The following is a 24,538-nucleotide window of genomic DNA, read 5'->3' as shown; positions in this document are numbered from 1 at the left end:
GTGACAATTAAGGCGGCCGAGAAACCGCCGCCTCCGTAGGCACCAAGAGCACCGCCACGCCTAAAAGCCCAAGCCAAGGAACCCATGCCGATCAACAGACAGTCACTGAAGCAGGACGGCTTCACCGGGTTCCGGGCGCTAACGGAGTTGGACATCAACCGGATCCCCCAGAAACCCGGCATCTTCGCCGTGCTGCTGCCCGAGAGCCCCGGGCCGGGTAGCGCCCGGCCTCAGTTCCTCGCCAAGAGCACGGCTGGCATCTTCAAGAAAAAGGATCCAACCCTCAAGCCCGAGGCGCTCGACGTCGAATGGGTCGACGGTGCCGACGTCCTCTACGTGGGCAAGGCCGGGCCGGGCAGCAAAGGCAACCGGGGGCTGCGCCGGCAGATCCAGGAGTTCGTGGACTTCGGGAAGGGCAAGCCGCCGGGCCACTGGGATGGGCGGCTGATCTGGCAGCTCGCCGCCGCCAACAAGCTGATCATCGCGTGGAAGGAGCTACCCGTGGACCAGCTCGCCGCGGCCGAAGCCGGCTACCACGCCGCGTTCATCGCAGACCACGGCAGGCTGCCTTATGCCAACATGGTCCAGGCCCGCGTCAAGGGCGCCTAGTCGTTAAGGGCGCCTAGGCGCACCCAGCTAAAACCCGACGCGGTGCGTGAACCGCCCCGCCACCAGCGTCGCGGCCACCGGCATCGCGGCAAACTCGGCGTCGGAGGCGGCCAGCGGGTCGGCGTCGAGCACGACGACGTCGGCAGGGTCGCCGACGCTGATCCGGCGCCGTCCGCGCGACGACGCAGCCAGCGCCTCCTGCCGGGTCAGCGCCTGCTCCGGGTGCCACGGACCGCGGCCGTCCTGCCGGGCCCGGGTGGTGGCGGCAGACATGGCCGTCCAGGGTTCCAGCGCCGCGACCGGAGCGTCGGAGCCAAGTGCCAGCGTGGCCCCGGCGTCGAGCAGGGAGCGCAGCGGGAACGCCCGCTCCGTCCGGCCGGCCCAGTTGGAGTCGGCCGCGTCGCGGTCATCGAGGGCGTGGGCAGGCTGCACGCTGGCGGTGAGGCCGAGTTCGCCGAACCGTGCGAAGTCCTGCTGCCGGACAAACTGCGCATGCTCTATCCGGCCCGGTATCCCGGCTGCCGCGAAGGCGTTCAAAGCCACCTCGTTGGCGCCGTCGCCGATCGCGTGTACCGCGGGAACGAACCCGGTGTCGCGGGCCCGCACCAGCAGCTCCAGCAACTCCGGCTCGCTGACCGTGAGCAGTCCGCGGCCGCCGTGCGGGTAGGGGTCCACGCAGTACGCCGTGCGCGTGTTCAGTGAGCCGTCGATCAAGACCTTCAGCGGACCCACCCGAAGGAGTCCGCCGCCCTCCGGAACCTGCTGGCCGGTCCGCATCCCCGCGCCGACGGCTCGGTCCAGATCCTGCGGATAGACCCCCGCATCAACGCGGAAGGAATCGAACCCCGCCGCGATCCGCCGCAGCCACGTATCCCGGTTCCAGACCATCTCGAAGTCGACAATCCCCACGATGCCTCGCGCAGCGGCTGCCTTCCCGGCGTCGCGGACCATGGCGTCGACCGCGGCGTCGGGCAGTCGGCCCAACTCCCTGGTGAGTTCAAAGGCCGGATCCTCGCGGAGCAGTCCGTCCGCACCCACGGCCACGCCGTAGCGCCCGGCGGCCGCGGTGTTGAGCCACACGCAGTGCAGATCGTGGCTGATCAGCGCCGTGGGGACGCCGGCGGTTGCGCCGTCGAGCAGTTCAAGACTGGGCATGTCCGCCCAGACAGCGTCGCGGAATCCGACGCCGACGAGCGTCCGGCCGCCGGCCGCGGCGCCGCCGTAGCCTCTACCTTCGGCCGCCCCGGAACCCTTTTCATTCAGCTGGGATTGCACGACGGCGGCCGCTTCCCGAGCGGAGCCTGCGCCGGAAAGATCGATCCGGCCCGCGGCGAGGGCCCACTGGGTCATGTGGACATGCTCGTCCCACAGGCCCGGAATCACGAAGCGCCCGTCCAGGTCCACCACGTCGAGACCGCCCGCCGATGCCTCCGCCGACGGACCCCGCGAGCCCGCGGGCACAATCCGAGCAACAATGCCGTCCGTAATGAAAATGTCACACAGCGTCATTTCCCCCGGCTGCCGGACCGAGGTGAGGGCAAGACCCGGCTGAGCGGCGGAAACGGCATTTTTCGGCATAGGAACAGGCTAGGGCCACCTGGGGGTGGCAACAATTCGCGCACCACTGGTCACTGCCAACACACGCCTCCCAGTCGCCCGAGCCCCGGCGCGTGCAAGGGACTTTCGCCCCCTTGCCCGCGAACAGCACGGAGGTCATTCTGGAATTGGGGCGGTTCCTGCACGGCCATGGGGGATGAACCGCCTGCAAGCATTTTCGGTCTCGCTAGGACCCTGGGGTGAGGAAATGGCATTTGCACTTTCCAGCTTGGGCAGGAAAGGCAGGAGACCATCCAACATGTCTAGTCAATATTCTGTCGCAGCCGATGCGCACACGACGACCGCCACCACGGCTGCGCAGCGGGGGAGCTCTGAGAACGCATGAGCCCGCTGCGACACTTGAACCAAGCCAGCCGCGCCCGGTCTTTCCACGCACACCCCTCCCACGGCGATCCGCGGATTAAGGTGGTCATCCGGATCGACCTCGCGGAGGAGTCCGCGCGCGTCGAGGTGCGCGGCGTCGTCACGACCGCCAACATCCGGGCTCTCTACGTGGTGTGCCGCCGAGTGACTTCCAGACTCGCAGGCTACGAGATCATCGTGGACCTGGCGCACGCCCGGGTCACCGCGGCAGCTTTCGAGGAACTCCGCGAGCACGCCCGCCAGTCCATCGTTTCTTCCGGCATTGACTCGTCCGTCACCCCCTGCCGCCTGCGGATCGTCGATCCGCACGTCATCCTCAGAACCAAGGAGCTCGCATGAAAGCCCTCGTGTACGGCGGCCCCGGCCAGAAGTCCTGGACGGACGTCCCGGATCCGAAGATCCAGAATCCCAGCGACGTGATCGTCAAGGTGGATACCACCACCATCTGCGGCACGGATCTCCACATCCTCAAGGGCGACGTGCCCGCCGTAACCAAGGGCCGGATCCTCGGCCACGAGGGCGTAGGAACCATCACCGAGACCGGGTCCTCCGTGACCGGACTGAAGGTGGGCGACCGCGTCATTATTTCCTGCATCAAGTCCTGCGGGCACTGCGCCAACTGCAAGACCGGGCTTTACTCGCACTGCATGGGCGAGGAAGGGCAGTCCGGGATCGGCTGGATCTTTGGACACCTGATTGACGGCACACAGGCCGAATACGTCCGCGTCCCCTACGCCGAAAACTCGCTCCATCTACTGCCGGAGGGTGTGAGCGACGAGCAGGCAGTGATGCTGTCCGACATCCTGCCCACCGGGTTTGAGATCGGCGTGCAGTACGGCCGGGTCAAGCCCGGCGACACCGTGGCCGTGGTGGGTGCCGGCCCGGTCGGGCTTGCAGCAATCGCCACCGCGGGCCTCTATGGCGCCGCCACCATCATCGCCATCGACCTCGACGCGAACCGGCTGGAAAAATCACGCGAGTTTGGCGCCACTGACGTCGTGCTTTCCGGGGACGCCGACTGGAAGGACCAGGTCATGGTGCTCACCGACGGGCAGGGCGTGGACGTGGCGATCGAGGCTGTCGGTATCCCGGCAACCTTCAGCATGTGCATCGACATTGTCCGTCCGGGCGGCAACGTGGCCAACGTGGGAGTGCACGGAAAATCCGTGGAACTTCACGTGGAGGACCTTTGGATCCGGAACATCAACATCAGCATGGGTCTGGTCAATGCCAACACCACCCCGATGTTGCTCAAGCTGGTAGCCCAGGACAAGGTGCCGGCAGACAAGTTCGCCACCCACCACTTCAGTTTCGACCAGTTCATGGACGCCTACGACACCTTCGCCAGAGCCGCGGAAACGAAGGCCCTGAAAGTGGTGATCACCGCATGAAAGCCCACGTTGTCTACGATTCGGCGTTCGGCAACACCAAATCCGTGGCGGAAGCCGTCGCCGGCTCGCTCGGCGAACTCCACGCCACACCCGTGCCGGTCAACGAGTTTTCCCCCGACGACCTGGCTGCGGGGGACCTGCTCGTGCTTGGAAGCCCCATCAACGGCTGGCGTCCGACGCCGAAGATCACGGAGTTGCTCTCGACGCTTGGGGACGGCCATCTTAACGGGGTCAAAGCGGCAGCTTTCGACACCCGCGTCCGGATGTTCGTCCACGGCGACGCGGCGAAGAAGATGGCGCACGCGCTCCGGGACAACGGCGCCGACATCATTTCCGAGCCTATGCCCTTTTACGTCCAGGGCAGCGAGGGGCCGTTGCGGCCCGGCGAAATCGAGAAGGCCGCACGATGGGGCAAGTCACTGCTGGAGGCGTTGGAACGGCCATGAAACCGGGCCGGATTGTCATGCTGGTGCTCGGCACGCTTGCGGCGCTGCTGGGACTGGGACTTCTCGCCGGGGCCGGCTTCACCGGTTGGGCCAATTACCAGCAGCGCGACGGCGGCTATTTCACCACCCCGTCCGAGCGCTACACGGTGGACTCTTACGCGTTGACCTCGCCGCGGCTGAATGTCATGACCGACGCCGGACCCGCCGGAGGCGACCCGGCCGCGGCGGCCGGCAGCGTGATGCTGCGCGGCTCCGCTGCGGACTCGGCGCAGCAGATCTTCATCGGCATTGCTCCGCAGGCAGACGTGGCCGCCTATTTGAGCGGCGTCAAACATTCCGAGCTGACCGAGGTCCGCTTCTCGCCTTTCCGGGCCGAGTACCGTGATGTGTCCGGAACCAAGCCTCCCGCCCGGCCTGCGGATCAGAAATTTTGGACGGCGTCCGCCACCGGGGCCGGCAGCCAGGAACTCAAGTGGGACCTGCGCTCCGGGAACTGGGCGGTCGTGATCATGAACGCCGACGCGAGCAGCCCGGTTTCTGTCGACCTCCGCGGCGGTGCCCGCTCGGACCTCCTCTGGCCAATCTTCCTCGGGCTACTGATCGGCGGCATTGTGTTGCTGGCGGTGGGTGTCCCCCTGATTGTGGCCGGCGCAGCCGGGCTGGGACGCGGCAGGCCGCCGCAGGGTCCCGGGCAGCAGCCTGGGGTTCCTTACGCCGGCGCTCCACACGCCCCGGCTCCTTACCCAGGTGCTTCCTACGCCGGCGTTCCCTACGCAGGTGCCCCGTACTCGGCGGGACCGCTGCCGTCCGGCGCCCCTCCCGGGGGTTATGTCTATCCGGCCCGGCTCAGTGGCTATCTGGACCCGCAACTGTCCCGCTGGCTGTGGCTGGTCAAGTGGTTCCTGGCCATCCCGCACTACATCGTGCTGTTCTTCCTTTGGTTCGCCTTCGTCGTCACCACAATCGTGGCCGGCTTCGCGATCCTTTTCACCGGCCGCTATCCGCGCTCGCTGTTCAACTTCAACGTGGGCGTGATCCGCTGGAGCTGGCGGGTGGCGTTCTACTCCTACGCGGCGATCGGCACGGACCAGTACCCGCCATTCACGCTGGCCCGCACCGGCTATCCGGCGGACTTCGACGTCGACTACCCGGAGAAACTGTCCCACGGCTTAGTGCTGGTGAAGTCCTGGCTGCTGGCCATCCCGCATCTGCTCATCGTGGGGGTCCTCACCGGCACCACGAGAGTCTGGGGCAGCCGCGAGGGTTACTGGGACGACGGGCAGTGGGTCCAGCAGAACGCCGGCATCTCGCTGATCGGGCTGCTGGTGCTCATCGCGGGCGTCATCCTGTTGTTCACCGGCCAGTACTGGCGCGGGCTGTTCGACCTGCTGATGGGCCTGAACCGCTGGATCTACCGCGTCATCACCTACGTGGCCCTCATGCGGGACGAATACCCGCCGTTCCATCTGGACATGGGGCCCACCGATCCGGGCGACCTCCAGCCGGTGCCGACCGCCGGCCCTCCGCCGGCCCCCGCGTACGGCGAGCCGGCACCCGGCCCGGGCCAGACTGCGGCCCAGGCCGGAACGCCCGAGCAGCAACCCGGGCCGCCGGGCTTCTATGGGATCGGCGGCCCGTCCGCGGCTGTTCCTCCGGAAGTTCACGAGGGGAGAGGCGGCCCGGAGGTCCCTCCGCGTCCCTAGGCCACCCCAGATCGTCTCCTGCGGCAGCCGGGCACCTCACTGAGGAACCCGGCTGCTGGACTACGTCCGCTGGGCACGCACAGTCCTCCTGCAAAACATTTCTACATGCATCTGCATCCAAACGGCCCCACGCGCCGGTAGTAGGGGTGTAAGCAAATAATCGCCCGCTCCCCGGGCCGTTGAAGGAGATGTAAATGCGTACCAGCCTTTTCAGTGCAGGCGCCGTGGCAATCGCGGCAGCACTCACCCTTGCCGGCCCCGCCCAGGCAGCCGAGCCCGACGCCCAGCTTTCCGTCCTCCACGGAGTGCCGGGGTTGACCGTTGACGTATGGGTCAACGGCGAACGCACCTTGGATGACTTCGCCCCGGGGACCCTGGCCGGTCCGCTGGCCCTTCCTGCCGGGGCCTATGAACTTGCCATCACCGCCGCAAATGCCAAGGACGCCTCTGCCCCCGTAATCGGTCCCGTGAAGGTCAACCTCGCCGCCAGCGGCAACTACACGGCCGTTGCCAACCTCGACGCTGCGGGCAAACCGACGGCCAACTTCTTCACCAACGACGTGTCGCAAATCGGTCCCGGCAAGGGCAAGCTCACTGTCCGCCATACGGCAGCGGCGCCGGCCGTGGACATCCTTGCAGGCGGCGCCCCCGTCATCTCAAACCTGGCCAATCCCAAGGCGAAGACGCTCACCCTTGACCCCGGGACCCTGTCCGTTGCCGTCGCCGCCGCCGGCACCACGGCTCCGGTGATCGGCCCGGCCAACGTGACTGTCGCCGAAGGCACCCACACCGTGGTCTACGCATGGGGCAGCCTCGCGGACAAGAACCTGAAACTGGCCGTACAGAAGATCGAGGGGCTGCACTCCGCTCCCGGCGGCGTTCCGGGCGGACGCTCCGGCGCCGCCGACGCCGGCACCGCACCCTTCGGTCAGACAGCCGCGACTGTAGGCATCGGTGCCGCAGTGATGCTGCTACTTGTCGGCGGTGTTGCTGTGGCCCGCAGGCAGCCGGCGTTCCGCCGCACCCGCTAGGACGCGAACGCCCACGCCGGCCGCCCGGACACCCCGGGCGGCCGGCCCTTGGGCTCACTACGGGAGGAGGAAGAACATGCTGCGCAAGACGGCGAAGGCCACCTGGCGTCTCCACGCCGATGTTCGGCAAAGGTCCGCCCAGCGCTCCGCCGCGCGGATCGCGGCATCCGCCGCCACGGTGGCGCTGCTGATCGCCGGTTGCGCCGCCCCGCGGTTGAGCTCCGCTCCGCTGCCTACGGAGGCAGCCGGCCTGGGGACTGCAGCCCCCGGCGCCGGCCAACCCGGCGTCGAAATACCGCCGCAAACCCAGCCCACGCGGCCTGTGCAGGTCGCGCCGGCTCCCGCCCCAAAGTCAGCGGTCCCGAAGTCACCCATCCCGGTCCGGCCGGCGGCCCCGGTGGCCAGCCCGGCCAAGGACCCCGCCCCGCGCTTCCTGACTGTCGCTGGAACCACCATCAACATGCCCATTGTGGAGGTGGGGGTCAGCCCCGACGGGGCCATGGAGATCCCGGAGCCCTTCAACCAGGCCGGCTGGTACCGCTTCGGGCCTGCTCCCGGGGCCGCCGCCGGCACTGCTGTGGTGGCGGCGCACGTCGACACCACCTCCGAGTCGGCGCCGTTCTCCCAGCTCAAGTCGTTGCCTGCCGGCTCCATCGTCACAGTCCAGCGGCACGGTGCCGCGCCCCTGGCCTATCGGGTGATCCGGGTGGAGCTGATGGCCAAGGACGCGTTCGACGGCGCCTCCGTGTTTCGGCGCGACGGGCCGCCGCAGCTGAAGCTCGTGACCTGCGGGGGCAGATGGCTGGACGAACAACAGGACTACGGCGACAATGTGATTGTCACGGCGGTGCCGGCGTGATCCAGGACGCAGCGCTCATTGTCGCCGCCAGCAGGGGGAAGGAGCCGGGCTTGGCACCTTTCGAGTCCCCCTCCGCCTGGGACGCGCGACTGAACGAGGCGTTCGCTGCCGGGGACGAAACCGCGCTGGCAGAGGCGTACCGGCAATTCTCACCCCTGGTGCACACCCTGGCCTTGCGCTCGCTGCGCGACAGCGCCGCGGCCGACGATGCCACCCAGGAAGTCTTTATCCGGGTCTGGCGCTCGCGGTCCGCGTTCGATCCCTCGAAGGCGCGGCTGCCGGCGTGGATCGTCGGCATCACGCGGAATGTCATTGCGGACGCCCAGGCGGCTACAACGCGGGAAACCCGGAAGGTCCTGGCCGCCGTCGAACACTCACCGGACCCGGGCCAGGCCGCCGGGCACGCGGCGGCCGAGCTGCTCGCCGACCGGCTGCTGCTGGATGGGGAACTCGAGCGGCTGGGCGAACCGCAAGGATCCATCCTCAAGCTCGCTTTTTACGACGACCTGACGCACTCGCAGATCTCACAGAAACTGGACCTGCCGCTTGGTACCGTCAAGAGCCACATCCGCCGCAGCCTGTCCGTGCTCAGAAGCCGATTGGAGGTAGACCGTGCAACATCTTGATCCGGAGTCCCTGAGCCTGCTGGCACTTGGCGAGGAGCTCGGGGACGACGCCGCGGACCACCTCCGCTCCTGCGCCGGCTGCGCAGCGGACTTTGCGGGGCTCCGCCGTGCCGTGGTCGCGGCCAAGCCGGGACCGGACGCTGTCGCGCTCGAAGCGCCGGGACCGCAGGTGTGGGCAGGAATTCACAGCGCGCTGGGGCTTTCCCCCGCCGTCGCCGCAAACCCGCTCGCGGCCTCCGATTCGCCGGCGCCGTCGCCGTCGGCGTCGTCGGAGTCGCCGGTGTCACCGTCACCGGCGCCGCTGCCCTCCAGGGAAGAGCGCGCCGCCCGGAAACGGAAGCCCGGCGGGGGCGCGGGCTGGATGCGCCGCCCCGGGGTGTGGCTGGCCGCCGCCGCCGCCACAGTCCTGCTGGCGGCGGGAGCCTTCTGGTCCGTACAGCAGAACCAGGCGCAGGTGACCCCGTTGGCCCGCGCCGAGCTCGCCCCGGTCGATCAGCACTCTGCCACCGGATCGGCCCGCGTCGTCGAGGCCAAGGACGGTCAGCGCACCCTGGAAGTTCAGGTCAACAAGAATGAGGCCCGCGGGTACCAGGAGGTCTGGCTGATAGCGCCGGACCTGTCCCGGCTGGTGAGCCTTGGGGTCATGACCTCGGATTCGGGCACCTTCCCGGTGCCGGCGGGCCTGAACCTGAGCGAGTACCCGATCGTGGACGTGTCCGACGAACCGGTCGACGGCAATCCCGCGCACTCCAGCGTGAGCATCGTGCGCGGAACCCTCGTGTCCTGAGCCGTTCGTCCCGTTGCCACCTGACCCCTTGTCACCTGACCCCAGCGAGAACATAGTTGAGGGAATTCACCACTCCGCGGCGGGAGGCAGGGAACGATGCTCACTAACCAAGTGCCGGCTGGCGGCCTACTGCAGGGCAAGACCGCGCTGATTTACGGCGCCGGCGGTGCGATCGGCGGAGCGGTGGCACGGGCCTTTGCGGGCGAGGGCGCGACGGTGTATCTCGCAGGCCGCACGGAATCCAGGCTGGAGAAAGTCGCGCGGGACATCAGGGAGCAAGGTGGAACGGCGGAAACCGCCGTCGTCGATGCCCTGGACGAGGAGCAGGTGGACGCCTTTGTGGACTTCGTGGCGAAAAAGTCCAAACGGATCGACATCTCGTTCAACGTCATTTCCTTCGGCGATATCCAGCAGCCCCTGATGGAAATCGACGTCAATGACTTTGCCCAGCCCGTCACACTGGCCACCCGCACCCACTTCCTCACCACCAGGGCCGCAGCGAGCTACATGATCAAGCAAAAGTCTGGCGTCGTGCTGATGTTCGGCGGCTCGGGCCCGCAGACCCTTGCCGGCCTCGGCGGCTTCAAGGTGGCCCTGGATGCGATGGAGGGCCAGCGGCGGCAGTGGGCCTTGGAACTGGGGAAGTCAGGGGTGCGCGTCGTCACCATGGTCACCGGCGGAATCATCGAGACCATTCCCTGGCAGGTGGAGGAGCGCGAGGAGATCGTGGTGGAGATCGCCAAGGCCGCGCACCTGAACCGAACCGCCACCCTGGTGGACGTCGGCAACGTGGCGAGCTTCATCGCCTCGGACAAGGCCGGCGCCATCACCGATGCCACCATCAACATCTCCAGCGGCGCGATCGTGGACTACTAGCGGTTCCCGTCCCGCTCGTCAGGATCGGTGCGGATTCGTCCGGCGGCTATTCCACCGTGACTTTGACCCGCTGGACCACATTGTTGCCCATGCCCTGGTAGTTCCAGACCGGCTCGAGCGGCTGGGTGGCGCCGCTGGAGTCCGTCGCGCGGCAGGAAAGTTCGTGCTGTCCGGGGTCCGCCACCCACGGCATCGACCATGCGGACCAGGCGAATGGCGCCGCGGGATGTTCCAGCTGCGCGGGGGCCCATTTGCCGTCGATTCCCACCTCCACCCGCTGGACGGCGCCGTGGCCGGACCAGGCCCGTCCGGTCAGCATCACCGGGCCCGCGGGCAGGAACCGCTGCCGGGTGAAGAAGTCCGGGATGCCCGGCGGAACCATGAGCGAACGCACCTTGATCCACCTGACCGGAGTGCCGGCGTCGTCCGCGTCCTGCTGGTAGCGGTACGCGACGGACTGCTGGAACCCGTCGAAGGGCTTGGTCAGCACCTTGATAGCAGACAGCCACTTGACGCTGGCCATGCCGTACCAGCCGGGGACGACGAGCCGCAGCGGGTAGCCGTGCTGCGGCGGCAGCTCGGCGCCGTTCATCCGGTACGCCAGCACGACGTCGGGCCGCAGCGCTTCGCTGACCGGCAGGCTGCGCGCGTACTGCTGGCGCACGCCGCCCTGGATGCCGGCGTCGGCCCCGGTGAACGCGACCTCGACGGCGTCCTCGTCCACGCCGGCCTGGGTCAGCAGGTAGGCCAGCGGCACCCCGGTCCAGACGGCGGTGCCGACGCCCTCCATCATCCAGGGCTGGCTCAGCGGCCGCGGTTTGAGCAAGGCCCGGCCGTTGCCGGCGCACTCCAGCGTGACCGGGACGCTGATGCTCGGTGCGCGGCGCAGGGCCCGGAGGTTCAGTTCCAGCGACCGCTGCACCGCGCCGCCAATCCGCAGGTGCCAGCTGTCCGCGTCGATGGCCGGGATGTCGAAGTGGTCCAGCAGGTAGTGCAGCCCGGGCGGTGTCACGTCGTTCCGGAGGGCCTCCAACGGCATCGAGTGGTTCCGCACTGCAAGCTGCAGCTCTTCGGCCGTGAGCGGCCCATGGCTGGGCTCACCGGAGTGCGCCGCCAGCTTTTGCGTTTGCCGGCGCCGTGCCATGACCGGTGAAGTGTGCTTGGACAGTTGTTTGGGCATGGGACTGCGATTCTGTGTGCTCTTCGCGTTCCTTCAGGTCTACGCCGCCGCCCGGTAGGCGTCAATACCGGGCCGCGCGCCGGCCCGCCTAGGGCCTGCCGCCTAGAGTGAGTGCGCTTCGGCGAGGAAGTCCGCCAGTCCCAGCGGCTCCCGCCCGGTCAGTTCGTGCACGGCCGACGTCGGCCCCGCGAGCTCGCCGGCGGCGATGGCGGTGTAGGTGCTGACCCAGGCGTCCACTTGCCAGGGCGGCGCTCCATAGGGTTCCCGGGAGGCGTACGCCTCTTCGAGGGTCTCGTTGTGGTACCTGATGGTGCGGCCGGTGCCGGCGGTCAGCAGGACGGCTGCCGCGGTCAGCGAAAGGTCCTTCGGGCCGGTCAGGTCATAGCTCCGGCCCACGTGCAGCGCTGGGTCCCGCAGCACAGCCAGCGCGGAACGGGCAACGTCCGCCCGAGTCACGGCTGCCATCACGCCGTCCCCGGCGGGGCCGCGGATCACACCGTCCGCGCCGGCCAGCAGCGGCAGGAAGTCCAGGTAGAAGTTGTCCCGCAGGATCGTGTAGTCCATTCCGGAGGCCTTGATCCGCTCCTCGGTGGCATAGTGGTCCCGTCCCAGCGTGAAGGTGCAGTCCGGGGCGGCGCCGAAGAACGAGGTGTACACGATGTGCTGCACGCCGGCCTCAGCCGCCGCGTCGACGAAGGTGTAGTGCTGCTGGAGCCTGTCCTCGGCCTCCGCCGCGGAGACCATGAAGAGGGTCTTCACCCCGGCCAGGGCGGTTCGTGCCTGTGCGGCGTCCGCGTAGCTGGCGAGGACGGGAACGGCGCCGTCCAGTTCCGGTGCCCGGCCGAGGTCGCGCACGAGCAGCCGCTGGGCGCTTCCCGCGGCGGCCAGCAGCCGGGCCACCTGGCCGCCGAGGTGGCCGGTGGCACCGGTGACAGCGAGATCCGGCAGAGTCTGCACGGGCTAGGCCTCGCGGGAGGCCGGCGACTTGGTCTGCGCCGGGTCCCGTTCGGCGAGGGAACCGATGGCGGCGTCGATCTTGTCCATGATGGCCGGGTCCAGTTTCACGCCGGCGGCGGCCACGTTTCCGGCGATCTGCTCCGGGCGGGACGCGCCCATGATGGCGGATGCCACATTCTTGTTCTGCAGCACCCACGCGATGCTCAGCTGTGCCATGGTCAGCCCGGCCTCCTCCGCGATCGGCTTGAGCTGCTGCACTCCGGTCAGCACCTCGTCGGACATCCAGCGCTCGATCATCCGGGCGCCGCCCTTGGCGTCCGTGGCGCGGCTGCCCTCGGGCGCGGGTTTGCCGGGGTGGTACTTGCCACTGAGCACGCCCTGGGCCATGGGGGACCAGACGATCTGGGACAGGCCCAGCTCCTCCGACGTCGGGACCACCTCGGCCTCGATGACCCGCCACAGCATGGAGTACTGCGGCTGGTTGGAGATCAGCTGGAAGCCAAGGTCCTTGGCGAGGGCATGGCCGTCGCGGATCTGGTTGGCCGTCCACTCACTGACGCCGATGTACAGCGCCTTGCCCTGCCGCACGATGTCGGCGAAGGCCTGCATGGTTTCTTCCAGCGGCGTCTCGTAGTCATAGCGGTGGGCCTGGTAGAGGTCCACGTAGTCCGTCTGCAGCCGGGACAGCGAGCCGTTGATGGATTCCATGATGTGCTTGCGGGAAAGTCCAAGATCGTTATGGCCCTTGGGCCCGGTGGGACCGAATACCTTCGTGAAGATTTCCAGCGACTCCCGGCGCTCGTCCTTGAGCGCCGCACCCAGAACCGTCTCGGCTGCGGTGTTGGCGTAGACATCCGCCGTGTCAAAGGTGCTGATCCCGGCGTCGAGCGCTGCCCGCACGCACTGGGTCGCGACGTCGTTCTCCACTTGCGAGCCGTGGGTGAGCCAGTTGCCGAAGGTGATTTCCGAAATCTTGAAGCCGCTGTGCCCGAGGTATCTGAATTCCATGGGTTCCAACGTAGCCCAGATGCCTGCCAGGGGTAAGGGTTCAGCTGGCCTTGCGTTCTGTGTTCTGCCCCTGGGCCGGCCGCGGGCTTTGCCGCTGGCCCGGCTCGGCCGGCTGGTGTTTGAGCATGGCGAGCGAGCCGGTGTCCAGGATTGGGCTCGTGGCCGGAATCGGGGGCTTCTTAAGGGCCAGTGGCGCGGCAGCCGGGACGCCGTTCCGGTCCATCGCGGACTCGACCAGGGGCCCCACTTCCTTGATGTCGCGCGCCGGGGCCTTGGGGCTCGGGAGCTCGCGGACTGAGACCTTGATTTCCGGAGCGGCTTCGGCCTTGGCCCGCGCCCTGGCACGGGCATCGGCACGCTCGACGGCGGCGGCCCACTCCGGGGACAGCTGGGGCTCCTTGCGGGCCGGTTTGGCTGGCTTAGCCGGCCTCGCGGCCTTGCCGGCGCCGGCACTGGGTTCGACGGCGATCGTCTGGCCGGCCGGTTCGCGTGCTGACTTCAGGCCGCTGGCGAGGGCCGCGACGGCGATGGCCAGCAACCGGCCGATTCCGGCAAGCAGCAAGGTGATGACGAGGGCAAGGAAGAGGCCGAAGAACATGACGAGGGCAACACCAAGGGTGCCGAAGAAGGTCAGGTTCATGGCGATCGTTGTCGGGTCTTCCACTTCGCCTCTCCAATCCAGCCTGCAGTGAGGTCCGTGCCGCAATCGTTCCGCCGGGCAACAGCCCTTCTTAACCATACGGACAATTTCGAACTGACACGCAGGTAATGGCCTTACCGGGCACTATGTGTCCAAGCTGATACCTTCGGCAACCCGCACGGGGACTCCCGCGTCCCCGCCGCTGCGAATGCCGCCGCCGGAATCTCAAATCCGGCCGGGCGTCTATAGTCGGAAACAGACCACGCCGGACCCGCCCGGCCCGCCGGAAGGATCCCTTTGACGCACGCCCAGGCCGCCAGTTTGGAGCCCCACGACGCCCCGTACCAGGGCAACTGCCCGTGCCTATCCGGCGAGCAGTATGGCGACTGCTGCGGCCGGTTCCACCGCGGCGACGCGGAGGCCCCCACCGCGGAGCAGCTGATGCGTTCCCGCTACAGCGCGTTCGTGGTGCTTGATGCGGCCTACCTGCTGCGGACCTGGCATCCGGACACACGGCCGGCCCAGCTTGAGCTGGATCCGGCCGTGGGGTGGCGACGCCTGGACATCGTGTCGACGGGCCGCGGCGGCCCGCTGGACACCGAGGGGACCGTCGAGTTCAAAGCGTATTACCGGCACGACGGCGAACGCGGGGTCCAGCACGAAACGAGCCGTTTCCTGCGCGAGGACCGACGCTGGTACTACGTCGGCGCGGTCACTCTCGCCTAGCGCTCCTCGACGGTTTCTATCGGGGCGAAGCCTGCGCGGTCCACCTTCCGGTGGAAGCGCATGCCGGCAAGGCCGCCGAGCATCGCGCCGATGAGGGCCACCACGGCAATGACGACCGCGGCGATCATGCTCGTGGCGGTGAGGTCGCCCTCGTTGACCGGGATGCGCGGGAAGCTGTTCAGGTTTGCGAGGACGTTGAACTGCTGTCCGGCGGTCATAGCAAGGATGGCGACGACGATGGCCGCGATCAGTGCCCAGATCCACACCATCAGGCCCTGGCGGGCGCCGTTGAAGCGGGCCATCCGGCCGGCCACGTAGCCGCCGCAGTAGTAGGACACAAAGAGGATCACGAGCAGGGCGATGATGCCTGCGATTCCCACACTCTGGTTCTGCGAGGCCTGGTTGACCGCCTCGTTGACGTTGGTGTTGGTGGCCAGGCCGACGGCGGTGCCGGCGGCGGCGACCAGGGCGGTGAGCAGCACGGCCATGCCGGTGGCGGCAAGCCAGCCGAAGAACGCGGAGCCGATCTTGACGCCGCCGAACTGCTCCTTCTCGCGGGCCACCACGGTTTCGCGGGTGGGCACCTCTTCAACGACGGTGTCGTCTGCGAGGCGGTCATCGCGGGTCCCGTGGACCACCCGGTCGTCGCGGCTGGCTGTGCCCGCTGCGGCGGCGCCGGTAGTAGCGGTGCCCGCGAGCGGAGCGGCGGGGAAGGCGCGGGTGTCGTTCGCGCGCTCGGCCCGTGCCTCCGCCCGGTCCTCGGCGCGGCGTCCCGCCTGCTGGTCGGCCGTGACGGGCTGTTCCGCAGTCACGCCGTCCTGGCGGGCGTCGTGGATCCGGGGATCCCGGTCAACGATTGCGTCTTCCTCGCGTGCGCGGCGGGGAAGGCGGTCTTCGGGGCCTGCTGTGCTGCTCATGATGGCTGCTCGCTTTCATTGGTTGACCCGAACCCATAATTTGAACCGGGCACTGCAATGCTTCGACCGTCATCAGGTCTTGATTCCACCTAACCACGGCAGCCGCGCCAATAGCAAGGATGCTTACTATTCATGCCAGAGCGTGGCCGCACCGGCATCGCCCCACGTCAGCGGTACTTTCGGTGCAGGTTCTCCTTCACCGAGGCGCGCGGGCTGGCATCCGCAATCCAAGGGCCGGTCCCCTCCGACTGGTCCAGCACGCCCGCCTCAAGCCATTCGAAGTCCCCGGCGAGGACCTGGCGCGTGAGGGCGCGGTCGCCGTCGTCGGTGTTGCGCCAGAGTTGGTCGAAATACTCCTCGACGCGGACCCGCGCCTGCTCGCAATAGGCGTCGGCGAGCTCGTAGGCCGAGGCGCCTCGTTCCGGGGAGGTCCGGAGCAGCATCTCCGCCCGCGAGCAGCAGGCGGCCATCGCGAACAGCTCCGCTCCGATGTCCACGATCCGGCCCAGGAACGCCTGCTTGTGTTCCAGCTTTGCCTGCCAGCGGCCCATTCCGTAGAAGGTCTGCCGCGCCAGCCGCCGCGACGCGCGTTCCACGAAGCGCAGCTGCCTGGCGAGCCGGCCGAAGTCGCCGTAGGAGCGCGGATCCATCCCGGTACCGGCCACCAGCTTCGGCAGCCAGCGGGCGTAGAAGCCGGAGGCGCCCACCGCGGCCTTCGCCTTTTCGGACAGACTGGCGTCCTCGGAGGCGAGCGCACCCGCGGCGGCCAGATGGGCGTCCACGGCCTCACGTGCGATCAGGAGCCGCATGATTTCCGAGGAGCCCTCGAAGATCCGGTTGATCCGCAGGTCCCGCAGCTGCTGTTCGGCCGGTACGGCGCGCTCGCCGCGCGCCTCCAGCGAATCGGCGGTTTCGAAGCCTCGACCGCCGCGTATCTGCACCAGTTCGTCGGCGATCCGGCAGCTGATTTCGGTGGACCACAGCTTGGCGAGGGCGGCTTCGATCCGGACGTCCTTCTGCCCGGCGTCGGCCAGCTCCGCGGACAGCTCGAACACGGCGTCCAGCGCGAAGGCGCTGGCGGCGATGAAGGCGATCTTCTTGCCCACCGCCTCGTGCTCGCCCACCGGGCGGCCCCACTGGGTGCGGGCGTTGGACCATTCCCTGGCGATTTTCAGGCTCCAGCGGCCGGAGGCAACACAGAGTGCGGGAATGGAGAGGCGTCCGGTGTTGAGCGTGGTGAGGGCGATTTTCAAGCCCTGTCCAACACGCCCCAGCCGGTTGGCGGCCGGCACCTGGACCTGGTGGAAGCGGGTAACGCCGTTTTCGATGCCGCGCAGGCCCATAAACGCGTTGCGGTTCTCCACCGTGATGCCGGGGGAGTCCATTTCCACCACGAAGGCGCTGATGCCGCCCTTGTGCGCGGTTCCGTCCGCGTCGGTGTGCGCGGGGACGAGCGCCATCACCACCACGAGTTCGGCGATCACGCCGTTGGTGGTCCAGAGCTTCACGCCGTCCAGCGTGTACGACCGGCCGTCCTCGGAGGGGACGGCGGTGCTGCCCATCCGGGCCGGATCGCTGCCGACGTCGGGCTCGGTGAGCAGGAACGCCGTCACAGCGCCGGAAGCGCAACGCGGCAGGTACTCGCGCTTTTGCTCCGGCGTGCCGAACACCTTGACCGGTTCCGGGACACCGATCGACTGGTGCGCGGACAGGAGGGCACCGAGGCTGGGGTGGACCGAACCCAGCAGGGCCAGCGCCCGGCCGTAGTACACGAGGGAAAGGCCCAGGCCGCCGTATTCGCGGGGGATCTTCATGCCAAAGACGCCCAGGGCCGCCAGCCCGGAGAGGTATTCGTCGGGGATCTTGGCGTCGCGCTCGATAGTTCGGCCGGACATGGTCCGGCAGAATGTGGTGAGCCGCTCCATGAACGCTTCGCCGCGTTCGACGTCGTCCGCCGGCGCCTGCGGCCAGGGGTGGATGAGACTGAGGTCGAAGCTGCCGAGGTAGAGACCCTTGGCGAAGCTGGGGCGGTCCCAACTGGTTTCGCGGGCGGCTTCGGCGATGGCCCGGGCATCCGCCGCGGTGGCCTCGGGACCGATCTTTTGCGCGGCCACCGGAACTTCGGCGGCGGGGCTGTCGGTGGCCGGATCTTCGGTGGCTGGGTTGTCGACGGCGGAGCTCATTGGGCATCTCCTCTAACCGGGTTGTCCGGCTCGAGCCCTGGATCCGCCGCGGGTGGAGGACCCTTCAGCTGTCCCGCAATACTACCCGCGGGTAGGTGCCCGTACTAGGGGAGGACTGCCCTATCAGTTCGCCGGGGAATTCTCCCGGGAGCTCCACCGTGGCGGCGTGGTGCAGCAGCCGGTCCCAGCCGGCGTTGATGCCATGGACCAGGCCGAGCAGGACACTGGCAGCCACGAACCAGGACAGCCGGGCTGCACCCACCAGCATCAGGGCCGCGAAGGCCGCGGCCATGATGAAGAGGGCTATCACGAGGGCGAAAACCAGCGTCCCGACGAACACCATGGTGGCCGTTTCCACTGCGCTTAAATCGAACTGCATTCTTCCTCCTGCACCGACGCTCCGGCTGAACCAGTAGCCCGAGCGTAGGGTGCCGGAGGGGAACCCAGCCAGAGTCTTGAGGCGCGTCGTGAGGCCTTGATACGGGATCGAAATGCTACCCGGGCGTAGGTCACGGAGTGGTCGCGGAAACCTCACCCGCAGCCCGGTCCTCGCGCCTGCTGACCCGCTACGCGAGCGGTTCAGCAGGGATCAGGGATTGGGAGGCCCTGCGTTAACCTTGTAGTTGGCAGTTTTCTTAGATCCGCTGCCCGACCCCACCCTCGGCAGCGATTGGAGAATTGCGTGTCCCGTTCCGCTGTGTCCTCCGCCGACGCCATCAGCGCCCGGCTCCGGGACCTCGAACTCCTTACGAAGGGGCCGGCCTGGGCGCTGACCCGGTCGGCGCCGTGGGTGATCGCCGTGTTGCAGGCATCCTTCACCCGCACCCGGCCGCAGCTGCCGCTGGAACAGTTCCACGCCGACGTCGACGCTTTCCTTGAGCAGCTCCGGCGCCAGGAGCCGGGTCTGGGCGGATCCGCCAACGGCAAAGGCTTTGGCGACGAGTGGACCCGCAAGAACTTCCTGACCCGGCGGAACCAGTCGGGCCAGATCGTGTACGAAGTCACCGAGCCCGCCGCCCGCGTCCTTGCCTTCCTGGACAGCCTGTCCAGTGAACGCTCCACGCTCAACGGCTCCCGGCTCGGCACGCTGCTGGGCGACGTCGAGAAGCTCGCCAACGAGACCAACCCGGACCAGAGCGCCCGGCTGGAATCGTTGGAGGAGGAGATCGGCGAACGCCGCCAACTGATCGAGGAGATCAGTTCCGGCGAGTTCGACGGACTGCTCGACGACGAGGAGGCCGTCGAAGCGGCCGGCAACATACTGGACCTCGCCGCGAGCCTGCCGGCGGACTACAAGAAGATGCGTGACCGGATCGAGGAGCTGGTGGGCGAGCTCCGGAACCAGATCATCGAAGAATCCCACAGCAAGGGCGCCACCATGGCGCAGGTGCTGGAGGCTGACAAGCGGCTCCGGCAGAGCCCGGAGGGCAGGACGTTCCGGTCCTTCACCGCCTTCCTCGAGGACCCGCAGCAGCAGCTTCGCTTCCGTTCCGCGATCGGGGAGGTGCTGAGCCGGCAGTTCGCGGACGAACTCAGCCAGGACGAGCGCGAGACGCTGAAGAACCTGGTGGCCGAACTGCGCAGCCAGCACAGCCAGATCCAGCGGATTTACGGCAAGCTCAGCGAAAGCCTCAACACCTATGTCCAGAGCGACGACTACCGCCAGTCCGTCCGGCTCCGAAAAGTTCTGCGGGAGGCCGAGCAGGCAATCCGATCGCTGCCCTACGAGCGCGAACGACCCGGCCTGGTCCGCGGCCCGGTGCTCTTCAACGCCGGCTTCGAATCCCTGGCCATGGTCAAGCTCTTCGACCCGGACGAGTTTGCCGCGCCGCCGAAGCTGGCCGACCCGATCGCGTTCAGCGACTCGGACCGGGTGCGCTCCCCGCGGACCGGCAAGGCCAGCCCCGAGGCGATCCGCGCCGCGTCCGCCGGCGCCTCCACGCTGGCCGAGGCCTGGGCGCAGCTGCCGGAGGGGGAACGCCACATCAACTCCATCCGGGCCCTGCTCTCGCACGCCCTGCACCAGGGCGCGGGCTTCGACCGCGAGGCCTGGGAGCCGCTGGACTTCGAACAAATCGACGGCTCCACCCGCACCGCCTACCTGCCCGTCGTCACGCTCAAGAAGGATTGAAGATGACCGAACTTTCCCAGGAAGTGCACGAGACGAAGCCGGACCAGGAGCCGGAGCAGGAGCCGCAGCACGCGCCCGCCGACCCCTTCACCGTCACCCCGCGGGACACCTTCGTCGACGGCGCCGCCCTCTTCCCGGGGGACACCGGCGTGCTCCCGATGAAGGTCCGCCAGGCCCTCGTGAAGCTCCTCAAAGGCCCGTACATCGACGGCGGCCGGGACGAGAAGCTGTGGACCACCTTGCTGGACAACCAGCTGATCCTGCGCAGCCGGCTCTCCGAGCTCTTCCTGACGCTTCAGCTGGACCACGAACGCAAGGTCGCGGTGCTGCGCCCGGTGGACCCCGAGGCGATCGGCGGCAGCACCCGTTCCAGCATCCTGCGCCAACAGCGGGCCCTGAGCCGGGTCGAAACCATCGTGCTGCTCCGCCTGCGCTTGCTGCTGGACCGCCATGTCACGGCCCAGACCGACCCCACGATCACGCGGGAGGAAATCGCCGACCTCGTGGCCCACTACCAGCCCTCCGGCCAGCAGGACGCCCTGCGCGATTCCGACGTCGTCAATCGCGCCATCACCAAGCTCCTGGCCCGCCAGCTCCTCCTCACCACCGGCCTGGACGAGGTCTACACCATCTCCAACGCCCTCCCGCTCGCCCTCCCCTTCGAAAACATCGGCGACATCCCGGCCCAGATCGAGGCCCTGATCGCCGCCTCCACCGACCCCTCCGGCACCGAACCCCTGATCGAGCTCGACGGCGACAACCCGGCGGACGATGTGGACGACGACGGCGATGCCGCCCCGGGTGACCTGAACGGCGAGGACGGCTCGGACGACGACGATTCCGTGACGGACAGCAGCGGCGACGCCGGGGACATGCGGCAGCATGCGTCTAAGCGAGGAACGAGCGAGCATGCAGAGCATGTCGCCGGTGGGGCCGCGCAAGGCGACCACACTGAAGAAGCGGAGGAAGCCAAGTGAGCATCGCGACCATGCTGCCAATGGGTGAGCTCACCAACCCCGGCCAGATGCGCCTCGCCCTCGTCCAGGTCGTCAACTGGGGCACGTTCCATGGCGCCCACACGATGCACGTGGACCGCAACGGCACCCTGCTGACCGGCAACTCCGGCGTCGGCAAGTCCACGCTGTTCGACGCCATGCTGCGGGTCTTCGACGCCCGGCCGCGCTCCAACGAGGCCGCCGCCCAGCGTGCCGGCGGCGCGGTCGAGGACAAGCGGACCACGTTCACGTACATGCGCGGCAAGGTGGGGGACAAGGCCGTCGGCGAGGGCTCGGCGAGTGCCTTCCAGCGCCCCGGGGCCACCTGGTCCGCCGTCGCACTGACCTTCGACAATGCCGCGGGCACCCGCGTGACCATTTCCGCGCTGTTCGACCTGCCGAAGAACGGCACCGAGTCCAGTGTGGGCCGGTACTACCTGATCGATAACAGGCCGCTGGACCTGGCCGCGCTTGAGGGCATCGCGGAGAAGCGGTTCACCAAGTCGGCGCTGGACGCGCTCTTCCCGGAGGCGCAGATCTTCGACGTCCACAAGGCCTTCGCGGAGCGCTTCCGCCGCCTGCTGGGGATCAACTCGGACCAGGCGCTCCCGCTGCTGCGCGTCATCCAGGCCGGTAAGGGCCTTGGCGGCAGCGTCAACACCTTCTTCCGCGACCAGGTCCTGGATGCGCCCGCCACGCTGGCCGCCGCGGACGACGTCGTCGAGGAATTCAGCAACCTGATGTCCATCCGGCAGCGGCTCGAGGACGTCCGGCAGCAGCGCGACCAGCTCGCTCCGGTCCCCGGACTGAACAAGGAGTATGCGCAGTCGCTGCTCGACGCGAACCGGCTCCGGGAGCTCGCAGGCGAGGAATTCGAGGCCTATAAGCAGCAACTCGCCGTCACCGTGCACGAGAAGACGCTCGCCCGGTTCAAGGACCTGGCCCAGGCGAAAGCAAAGGAACTCGGGGCTGAACGCGGCGTCCGCGACGGCCTGGCCAAGGAACTGCGCCAGCTCGAGGCGGACTACAACAACCAGGGCGGCAACGCGATCTCCGCGATCGAGCAGTCGCTGGAGAACGCCCGGGTGGGCCTCAAACTCCGCCAGCAGGTGGAGGAATCCGCCCGCAAGGCCCTGACGGACGCCGGTCTGGAGCTCGAATGGACCGCCGCCGGCTGGGAGCAGGCGCACGAGCACGCCGCCGCCCGCTCGGCCGAGCTCAAGGACGACTCGGAAGCGCTCAAGGAGCTGCGCTTCGAGGCCTTCGACGGCCACGCGACCAGGAAGCGGGAACTCGCCGCGGCCCAGCAGGAACTGGTCTCGCTCAAGACGCGCAAGTCCCTGCTGCCGCCGTCGAGCATCGAAAACCGCAGCGCCATCGCGGCCGCCACCGGTGTTCCCGAGGAGCAGATGCCCTTCGGCGGCGAGTTGATCGACCTCGCCGAGGGCCAAGAGCAGTGGCGTCCGGCGGCCGAGCGCGCGTTGCGCAGCCTGGCCACCACGCTGCTGGTTCCGGGCGAGCACTTCGCCGCCGTCACCCGCTACCTCAACGACCACCCGGTCCGCGGCGCGCTGCGCGCCGTGGACGTCTCGAAGCCGCTCGCCGGCGGTGCGCTGGCCGTGCAGGACGCCGCCGACGGCGAGCTGCTGACCAAACTGGACATCCTTACCGCCGGGCCGGCCGCCGAGCCGGGCGAATGGATCCGGGAGCGGATCGCCCTCGATTTCGCCTACCCCTGCGTCGAGGACCCGGACGAGCTGGCCCGGCTGGACAAGGGACTGAGCCTGGGCGGAGTGGTCAAGCGCAACCGCCACACGGTGGAAAAGGATGACCGCTTCACCTCCCGGCAGGACTACGTCCTCGGCTTCGACAACGCCTCCAAGCTCGAACTTGTCGCGGCGCAGGTCGAGGACCTGCAGCAGGAACTCGCCAAGGCGGCCGAACTGGCCCAAAGCCGGGAAGAATCCCACCAGGGCATGACCCGACAGCTCGACGCGCTGCGCCGCGTGGCGGACGACCACCGGACCTGGGAGCAGGTTTCGGCAGCGGTCGCGGCCGACGAGCTCGCCCGGATCGAGCAGCGGCTCAAGGACGCCCTGGCCGCGCAGGCCGATCTCGAACCGCTGCGTGCCAACATCGAGGCCGCCCGGCAGAAGCACCAGTCCAGCACCGAGGCCGCCGCCGTGCTGCAAAGCGAATACAAGGCCCTCGATGCGCAGCTCACCTCGGCTGACTCCCTGCTGGACGCCGCAAGGCAGCGCCTGGCCCAGCAACCGCCGTCGGACGCCACGGTCGAGGCGCTGGCGCCGTACTTCACGGACTTCGGCGAGGTGCTGGAGATGCACGAACTGGACAACTTGGCCAACCAGGTCCGGACCCGGCTGCTGGCCGAGCTGCACGCGGCCGACTCCCGCGGGCAGGCCACCTCGGAACGGCTCACGCGCATCTTCGAGGGCTTCGTCCGCGAATGGGGCACGGCGATCTCCGCGGACCACGGCACTTCGATCGGCGCCGCGGGGGAGTTCGAGGCCCGCTACCACGCGATTGTCAGCGACGGACTGCCCGCGCAGGAGGCCGAGTTCCGGCAGTTCTTCAACCAGCGCACGCACGAATCCTTCAGCACGCTGCTGCACCTGCTGGACGAGGAACGCCGCTCCATCACCAGCCGGATCCTGCCGCTGAACGGCATCCTCTCCGAGGTGAACTTCCACGAGGGCAGCTTCCTGGAACTCGACATCAAGCAGACCCTCCCCGCCACGGCGAAGCAGTTCAAGGACGCAATCCAAAACGCGCTGAAGGTCCGCCACACCCGGACGGGGAAAGCTGCCGTGCCTGCCGCCGGGGCGCCCGGGACGGAGACGGACGAGGACGCCGAGCTCACCAGCCGCTACAAGTCACTCGAAACGCTCGTGAAGCGGCTCGGTTCGCAGACTCCCGAGGACCGGCGCTGGCGCGCCGAGGTGCTGGACGTCCGCGGCCATCTCTTTATCCAGTGCAAGGAGCATCGCGAGGTGCAGGGGTCCGGTTCCAAGGCGGCGGCGAAGGGCGGGAAGAAGAAGACCGAGGTCTTCATGCACGCGGACACCGGCTCGATGTCCGGCGGCGAGCGGCAGCGCTTCACGGCTTTCATCATGGCCGCGGCACTGAGCTACCAGCTGGGGATCGCGGAGCAGGGCTTCACCACGTACGGCACGGTGATGATGGACGAGGCCTTCGTGCTGGCCTCGGAGGAATTCGCCGGCGCCGGCATCAAGGCGCTGCACGAGTTCGGGTTCCAGCTGCTCCTGGCCGCGCCGGAAAACGTGATCGACCTGTCCCGGCACCTCGGCTCGGTCACCGAGATCCTCCGGGACAAGCGCACCAACCGCTCCGGCGTCCTGACGGCCCCGGTGATCGCCCCGGGGTCCGCCTCGGAGGGCACATGGCGCTCCGAGGCGAACCCGGTGGACATCGTCCTGCGCTGACCTGTTAGGGCAGCCGGCGCTGCGGTTGC

At 68.3% G+C, this 24,538-nt stretch carries 22 protein-coding genes; 14 read left to right on the top strand and 8 right to left on the bottom strand.

All coding sequences use genetic code 11. The features are described 5' to 3' along the window. Positions 1 to 84: 84 nt before the first annotated feature. Positions 85 to 609, top strand: a complete 525-nt coding sequence (locus AC1DH3_RS14820) for a hypothetical protein (RefSeq protein WP_441419269.1) — start codon at positions 85 to 87, stop codon at positions 607 to 609. Between the two features lie 27 nt (positions 610 to 636). Here AC1DH3_RS14820 and AC1DH3_RS14815 read toward each other — a convergent pair whose 3' ends face one another. After that, positions 637 to 2,187 carry an amidohydrolase gene (locus AC1DH3_RS14815; protein WP_476893417.1) on the bottom strand — a complete coding sequence of 517 codons (1,551 nt, stop codon included), beginning with the start codon at positions 2,185 to 2,187 and terminating at the stop codon, positions 637 to 639. Between the two features lie 360 nt (positions 2,188 to 2,547). On the opposite strand from AC1DH3_RS14815, the gene AC1DH3_RS14810 reads away from it, so the two are divergent. The 9 genes from AC1DH3_RS14810 (at position 2,548) to AC1DH3_RS14770 (ending at position 10,308) form a co-directional block, all read left to right on the top strand. After that, the gene (locus AC1DH3_RS14810) at positions 2,548 to 2,928 is read left to right on the top strand and encodes a hypothetical protein (protein WP_476909648.1); all 381 of its coding nucleotides are present in this window, start codon (positions 2,548 to 2,550) and stop codon (positions 2,926 to 2,928) included. Continuing rightward, the gene (locus tag AC1DH3_RS14805; RefSeq protein ID WP_476909647.1) at positions 2,925 to 3,980 is read left to right on the top strand and encodes a zinc-dependent alcohol dehydrogenase family protein; all 1,056 of its coding nucleotides are present in this window, start codon (positions 2,925 to 2,927) and stop codon (positions 3,978 to 3,980) included. The genes AC1DH3_RS14810 and AC1DH3_RS14805 overlap by 4 nt, the downstream gene beginning before the upstream one ends. After that, complete coding sequence (locus tag AC1DH3_RS14800) at positions 3,977 to 4,426, top strand: flavodoxin family protein (RefSeq protein ID WP_441419273.1); 450 nt, start codon at positions 3,977 to 3,979, stop codon at positions 4,424 to 4,426. The genes AC1DH3_RS14805 and AC1DH3_RS14800 overlap by 4 nt, the downstream gene beginning before the upstream one ends. Continuing rightward, positions 4,423 to 6,129, top strand: a complete 1,707-nt coding sequence (locus AC1DH3_RS14795; protein ID WP_476909646.1) for a DUF4389 domain-containing protein — start codon at positions 4,423 to 4,425, stop codon at positions 6,127 to 6,129. Before AC1DH3_RS14800 ends, AC1DH3_RS14795 begins: the two co-directional genes overlap by 4 nt. A gap of 194 nt (positions 6,130 to 6,323) precedes the next feature. After that, positions 6,324 to 7,160, top strand: a complete 837-nt coding sequence (locus AC1DH3_RS14790; RefSeq protein ID WP_476909645.1) for a DUF4397 domain-containing protein — start codon at positions 6,324 to 6,326, stop codon at positions 7,158 to 7,160. A gap of 76 nt (positions 7,161 to 7,236) precedes the next feature. Further along, positions 7,237 to 8,019 carry a class F sortase gene (locus tag AC1DH3_RS14785; protein ID WP_476909644.1) on the top strand — a complete coding sequence of 261 codons (783 nt, stop codon included), beginning with the start codon at positions 7,237 to 7,239 and terminating at the stop codon, positions 8,017 to 8,019. 50 nt (positions 8,020 to 8,069) lie between these two features. Next, positions 8,070 to 8,645 (top strand): RNA polymerase sigma factor, encoded by a 576-nt coding sequence (locus tag AC1DH3_RS14780; protein ID WP_441419277.1) that lies wholly within the window; start codon positions 8,070 to 8,072, stop codon positions 8,643 to 8,645. Then, positions 8,632 to 9,432 carry an anti-sigma factor domain-containing protein gene (locus AC1DH3_RS14775; protein WP_476909643.1) on the top strand — a complete coding sequence of 267 codons (801 nt, stop codon included), beginning with the start codon at positions 8,632 to 8,634 and terminating at the stop codon, positions 9,430 to 9,432. The genes AC1DH3_RS14780 and AC1DH3_RS14775 overlap by 14 nt, the downstream gene beginning before the upstream one ends. Positions 9,433 to 9,528: 96 nt before the next feature. Further along, complete coding sequence (locus AC1DH3_RS14770; RefSeq protein WP_476909642.1) at positions 9,529 to 10,308, top strand: SDR family NAD(P)-dependent oxidoreductase; 780 nt, start codon at positions 9,529 to 9,531, stop codon at positions 10,306 to 10,308. Positions 10,309 to 10,354: 46 nt separating this feature from the next. Here AC1DH3_RS14770 and AC1DH3_RS14765 read toward each other — a convergent pair whose 3' ends face one another. The 4 genes from AC1DH3_RS14765 to AC1DH3_RS14750 all read right to left on the bottom strand — a co-directional run bounded on the left by AC1DH3_RS14765 (position 10,355) and on the right by AC1DH3_RS14750 (position 14,117). Continuing rightward, complete coding sequence (locus AC1DH3_RS14765) at positions 10,355 to 11,452, bottom strand: sulfite oxidase (RefSeq protein WP_476909684.1); 1,098 nt, start codon at positions 11,450 to 11,452, stop codon at positions 10,355 to 10,357. A 138-nt stretch (positions 11,453 to 11,590) separates the two neighbouring features. Continuing rightward, complete coding sequence (locus AC1DH3_RS14760) at positions 11,591 to 12,445, bottom strand: SDR family oxidoreductase (RefSeq protein WP_476909641.1); 855 nt, start codon at positions 12,443 to 12,445, stop codon at positions 11,591 to 11,593. A 3-nt stretch (positions 12,446 to 12,448) separates the two neighbouring features. Continuing rightward, positions 12,449 to 13,453, bottom strand: coding sequence for an aldo/keto reductase family protein (locus tag AC1DH3_RS14755; RefSeq protein WP_441419281.1), 1,005 nt, complete (start codon positions 13,451 to 13,453; stop codon positions 12,449 to 12,451). 40 nt (positions 13,454 to 13,493) lie between these two features. Next, entirely contained in the window at positions 13,494 to 14,117 is a 624-nt protein-coding gene (locus AC1DH3_RS14750) for a hypothetical protein (protein WP_476909640.1), read from the bottom strand. Positions 14,118 to 14,390: 273 nt separating this feature from the next. On the opposite strand from AC1DH3_RS14750, the gene AC1DH3_RS14745 reads away from it, so the two are divergent. Continuing rightward, positions 14,391 to 14,819 carry a YchJ family protein gene (locus tag AC1DH3_RS14745; RefSeq protein ID WP_476909639.1) on the top strand — a complete coding sequence of 143 codons (429 nt, stop codon included), beginning with the start codon at positions 14,391 to 14,393 and terminating at the stop codon, positions 14,817 to 14,819. Here AC1DH3_RS14745 and AC1DH3_RS14740 read toward each other — a convergent pair. The 3 genes from AC1DH3_RS14740 to AC1DH3_RS14730 form a co-directional block, all read right to left on the bottom strand. After that, positions 14,816 to 15,736 carry a YrzE family protein gene (locus AC1DH3_RS14740; RefSeq protein WP_476909638.1) on the bottom strand — a complete coding sequence of 307 codons (921 nt, stop codon included), beginning with the start codon at positions 15,734 to 15,736 and terminating at the stop codon, positions 14,816 to 14,818. The two genes, AC1DH3_RS14745 and AC1DH3_RS14740, sit on opposite strands and share 4 nt — an antisense overlap. Before the next feature lie 167 nt (positions 15,737 to 15,903). Continuing rightward, on the bottom strand, positions 15,904 to 17,919 hold the full coding sequence (locus AC1DH3_RS14735; RefSeq protein ID WP_441419285.1) for an acyl-CoA dehydrogenase family protein: 2,016 nt from the start codon (positions 17,917 to 17,919) through the stop codon (positions 15,904 to 15,906). A 64-nt stretch (positions 17,920 to 17,983) separates the two neighbouring features. Continuing rightward, a complete protein-coding gene (locus AC1DH3_RS14730; protein WP_441419286.1) occupies positions 17,984 to 18,298 on the bottom strand; it encodes a hypothetical protein in 315 nt (104 codons plus the stop codon). Between the two features lie 303 nt (positions 18,299 to 18,601). On the opposite strand from AC1DH3_RS14730, the gene AC1DH3_RS14725 reads away from it, so the two are divergent. The 3 genes from AC1DH3_RS14725 to AC1DH3_RS14715 are packed head-to-tail and all read left to right on the top strand — an operon-like array spanning position 18,602 to position 24,509. Then, a complete protein-coding gene (locus AC1DH3_RS14725; protein WP_476909637.1) occupies positions 18,602 to 20,050 on the top strand; it encodes a DUF3375 family protein in 1,449 nt (482 codons plus the stop codon). A gap of 2 nt (positions 20,051 to 20,052) precedes the next feature. Continuing rightward, positions 20,053 to 21,027, top strand: a complete 975-nt coding sequence (locus AC1DH3_RS14720; protein ID WP_476909636.1) for a DUF4194 domain-containing protein — start codon at positions 20,053 to 20,055, stop codon at positions 21,025 to 21,027. After that, positions 21,024 to 24,509, top strand: coding sequence for an ATP-binding protein (locus AC1DH3_RS14715; protein WP_476909635.1), 3,486 nt, complete (start codon positions 21,024 to 21,026; stop codon positions 24,507 to 24,509). Before AC1DH3_RS14720 ends, AC1DH3_RS14715 begins: the two co-directional genes overlap by 4 nt. The last annotated feature ends 29 nt before the right edge of the window (positions 24,510 to 24,538 follow it).

It is taken from the genome of Arthrobacter sp. 05L428 (assembly GCF_056397665.1).
The sequence above is the reverse complement of the archived record's forward strand: the minus strand, read 5'-3'. Positions and strand labels throughout refer to the sequence as shown.

Bases quoted from the DNA above. Each gene is read 5' to 3' on its own strand.
- AC1DH3_RS14820 (WP_441419269.1), top strand. From the start codon at position 85: ATGCCGATCAACAGACAGTCACTGAAGCAGGACGGCTTCACCGGGTTC.
- AC1DH3_RS14815 (WP_476893417.1), bottom strand. From the start codon at position 2,187: ATGCCGAAAAATGCCGTTTCCGCCGCTCAGCCGGGTCTTGCCCTCACC.
- AC1DH3_RS14810 (WP_476909648.1), top strand. From the start codon at position 2,548: ATGAGCCCGCTGCGACACTTGAACCAAGCCAGCCGCGCCCGGTCTTTC.
- AC1DH3_RS14805 (WP_476909647.1), top strand. From the start codon at position 2,925: ATGAAAGCCCTCGTGTACGGCGGCCCCGGCCAGAAGTCCTGGACGGAC.
- AC1DH3_RS14800 (WP_441419273.1), top strand. From the start codon at position 3,977: ATGAAAGCCCACGTTGTCTACGATTCGGCGTTCGGCAACACCAAATCC.
- AC1DH3_RS14795 (WP_476909646.1), top strand. From the start codon at position 4,423: ATGAAACCGGGCCGGATTGTCATGCTGGTGCTCGGCACGCTTGCGGCG.
- AC1DH3_RS14790 (WP_476909645.1), top strand. From the start codon at position 6,324: ATGCGTACCAGCCTTTTCAGTGCAGGCGCCGTGGCAATCGCGGCAGCA.
- AC1DH3_RS14785 (WP_476909644.1), top strand. From the start codon at position 7,237: ATGCTGCGCAAGACGGCGAAGGCCACCTGGCGTCTCCACGCCGATGTT.
- AC1DH3_RS14770 (WP_476909642.1), top strand. From the start codon at position 9,529: ATGCTCACTAACCAAGTGCCGGCTGGCGGCCTACTGCAGGGCAAGACC.
- AC1DH3_RS14765 (WP_476909684.1), bottom strand. From the start codon at position 11,452: ATGGCACGGCGCCGGCAAACGCAAAAGCTGGCGGCGCACTCCGGTGAG.
- AC1DH3_RS14755 (WP_441419281.1), bottom strand. From the start codon at position 13,453: ATGGAATTCAGATACCTCGGGCACAGCGGCTTCAAGATTTCGGAAATC.
- AC1DH3_RS14740 (WP_476909638.1), bottom strand. From the start codon at position 15,736: ATGAGCAGCACAGCAGGCCCCGAAGACCGCCTTCCCCGCCGCGCACGC.
- AC1DH3_RS14735 (WP_441419285.1), bottom strand. From the start codon at position 17,919: ATGAGCTCCGCCGTCGACAACCCAGCCACCGAAGATCCGGCCACCGAC.
- AC1DH3_RS14730 (WP_441419286.1), bottom strand. From the start codon at position 18,298: ATGCAGTTCGATTTAAGCGCAGTGGAAACGGCCACCATGGTGTTCGTC.
- AC1DH3_RS14720 (WP_476909636.1), top strand. From the start codon at position 20,053: ATGACCGAACTTTCCCAGGAAGTGCACGAGACGAAGCCGGACCAGGAG.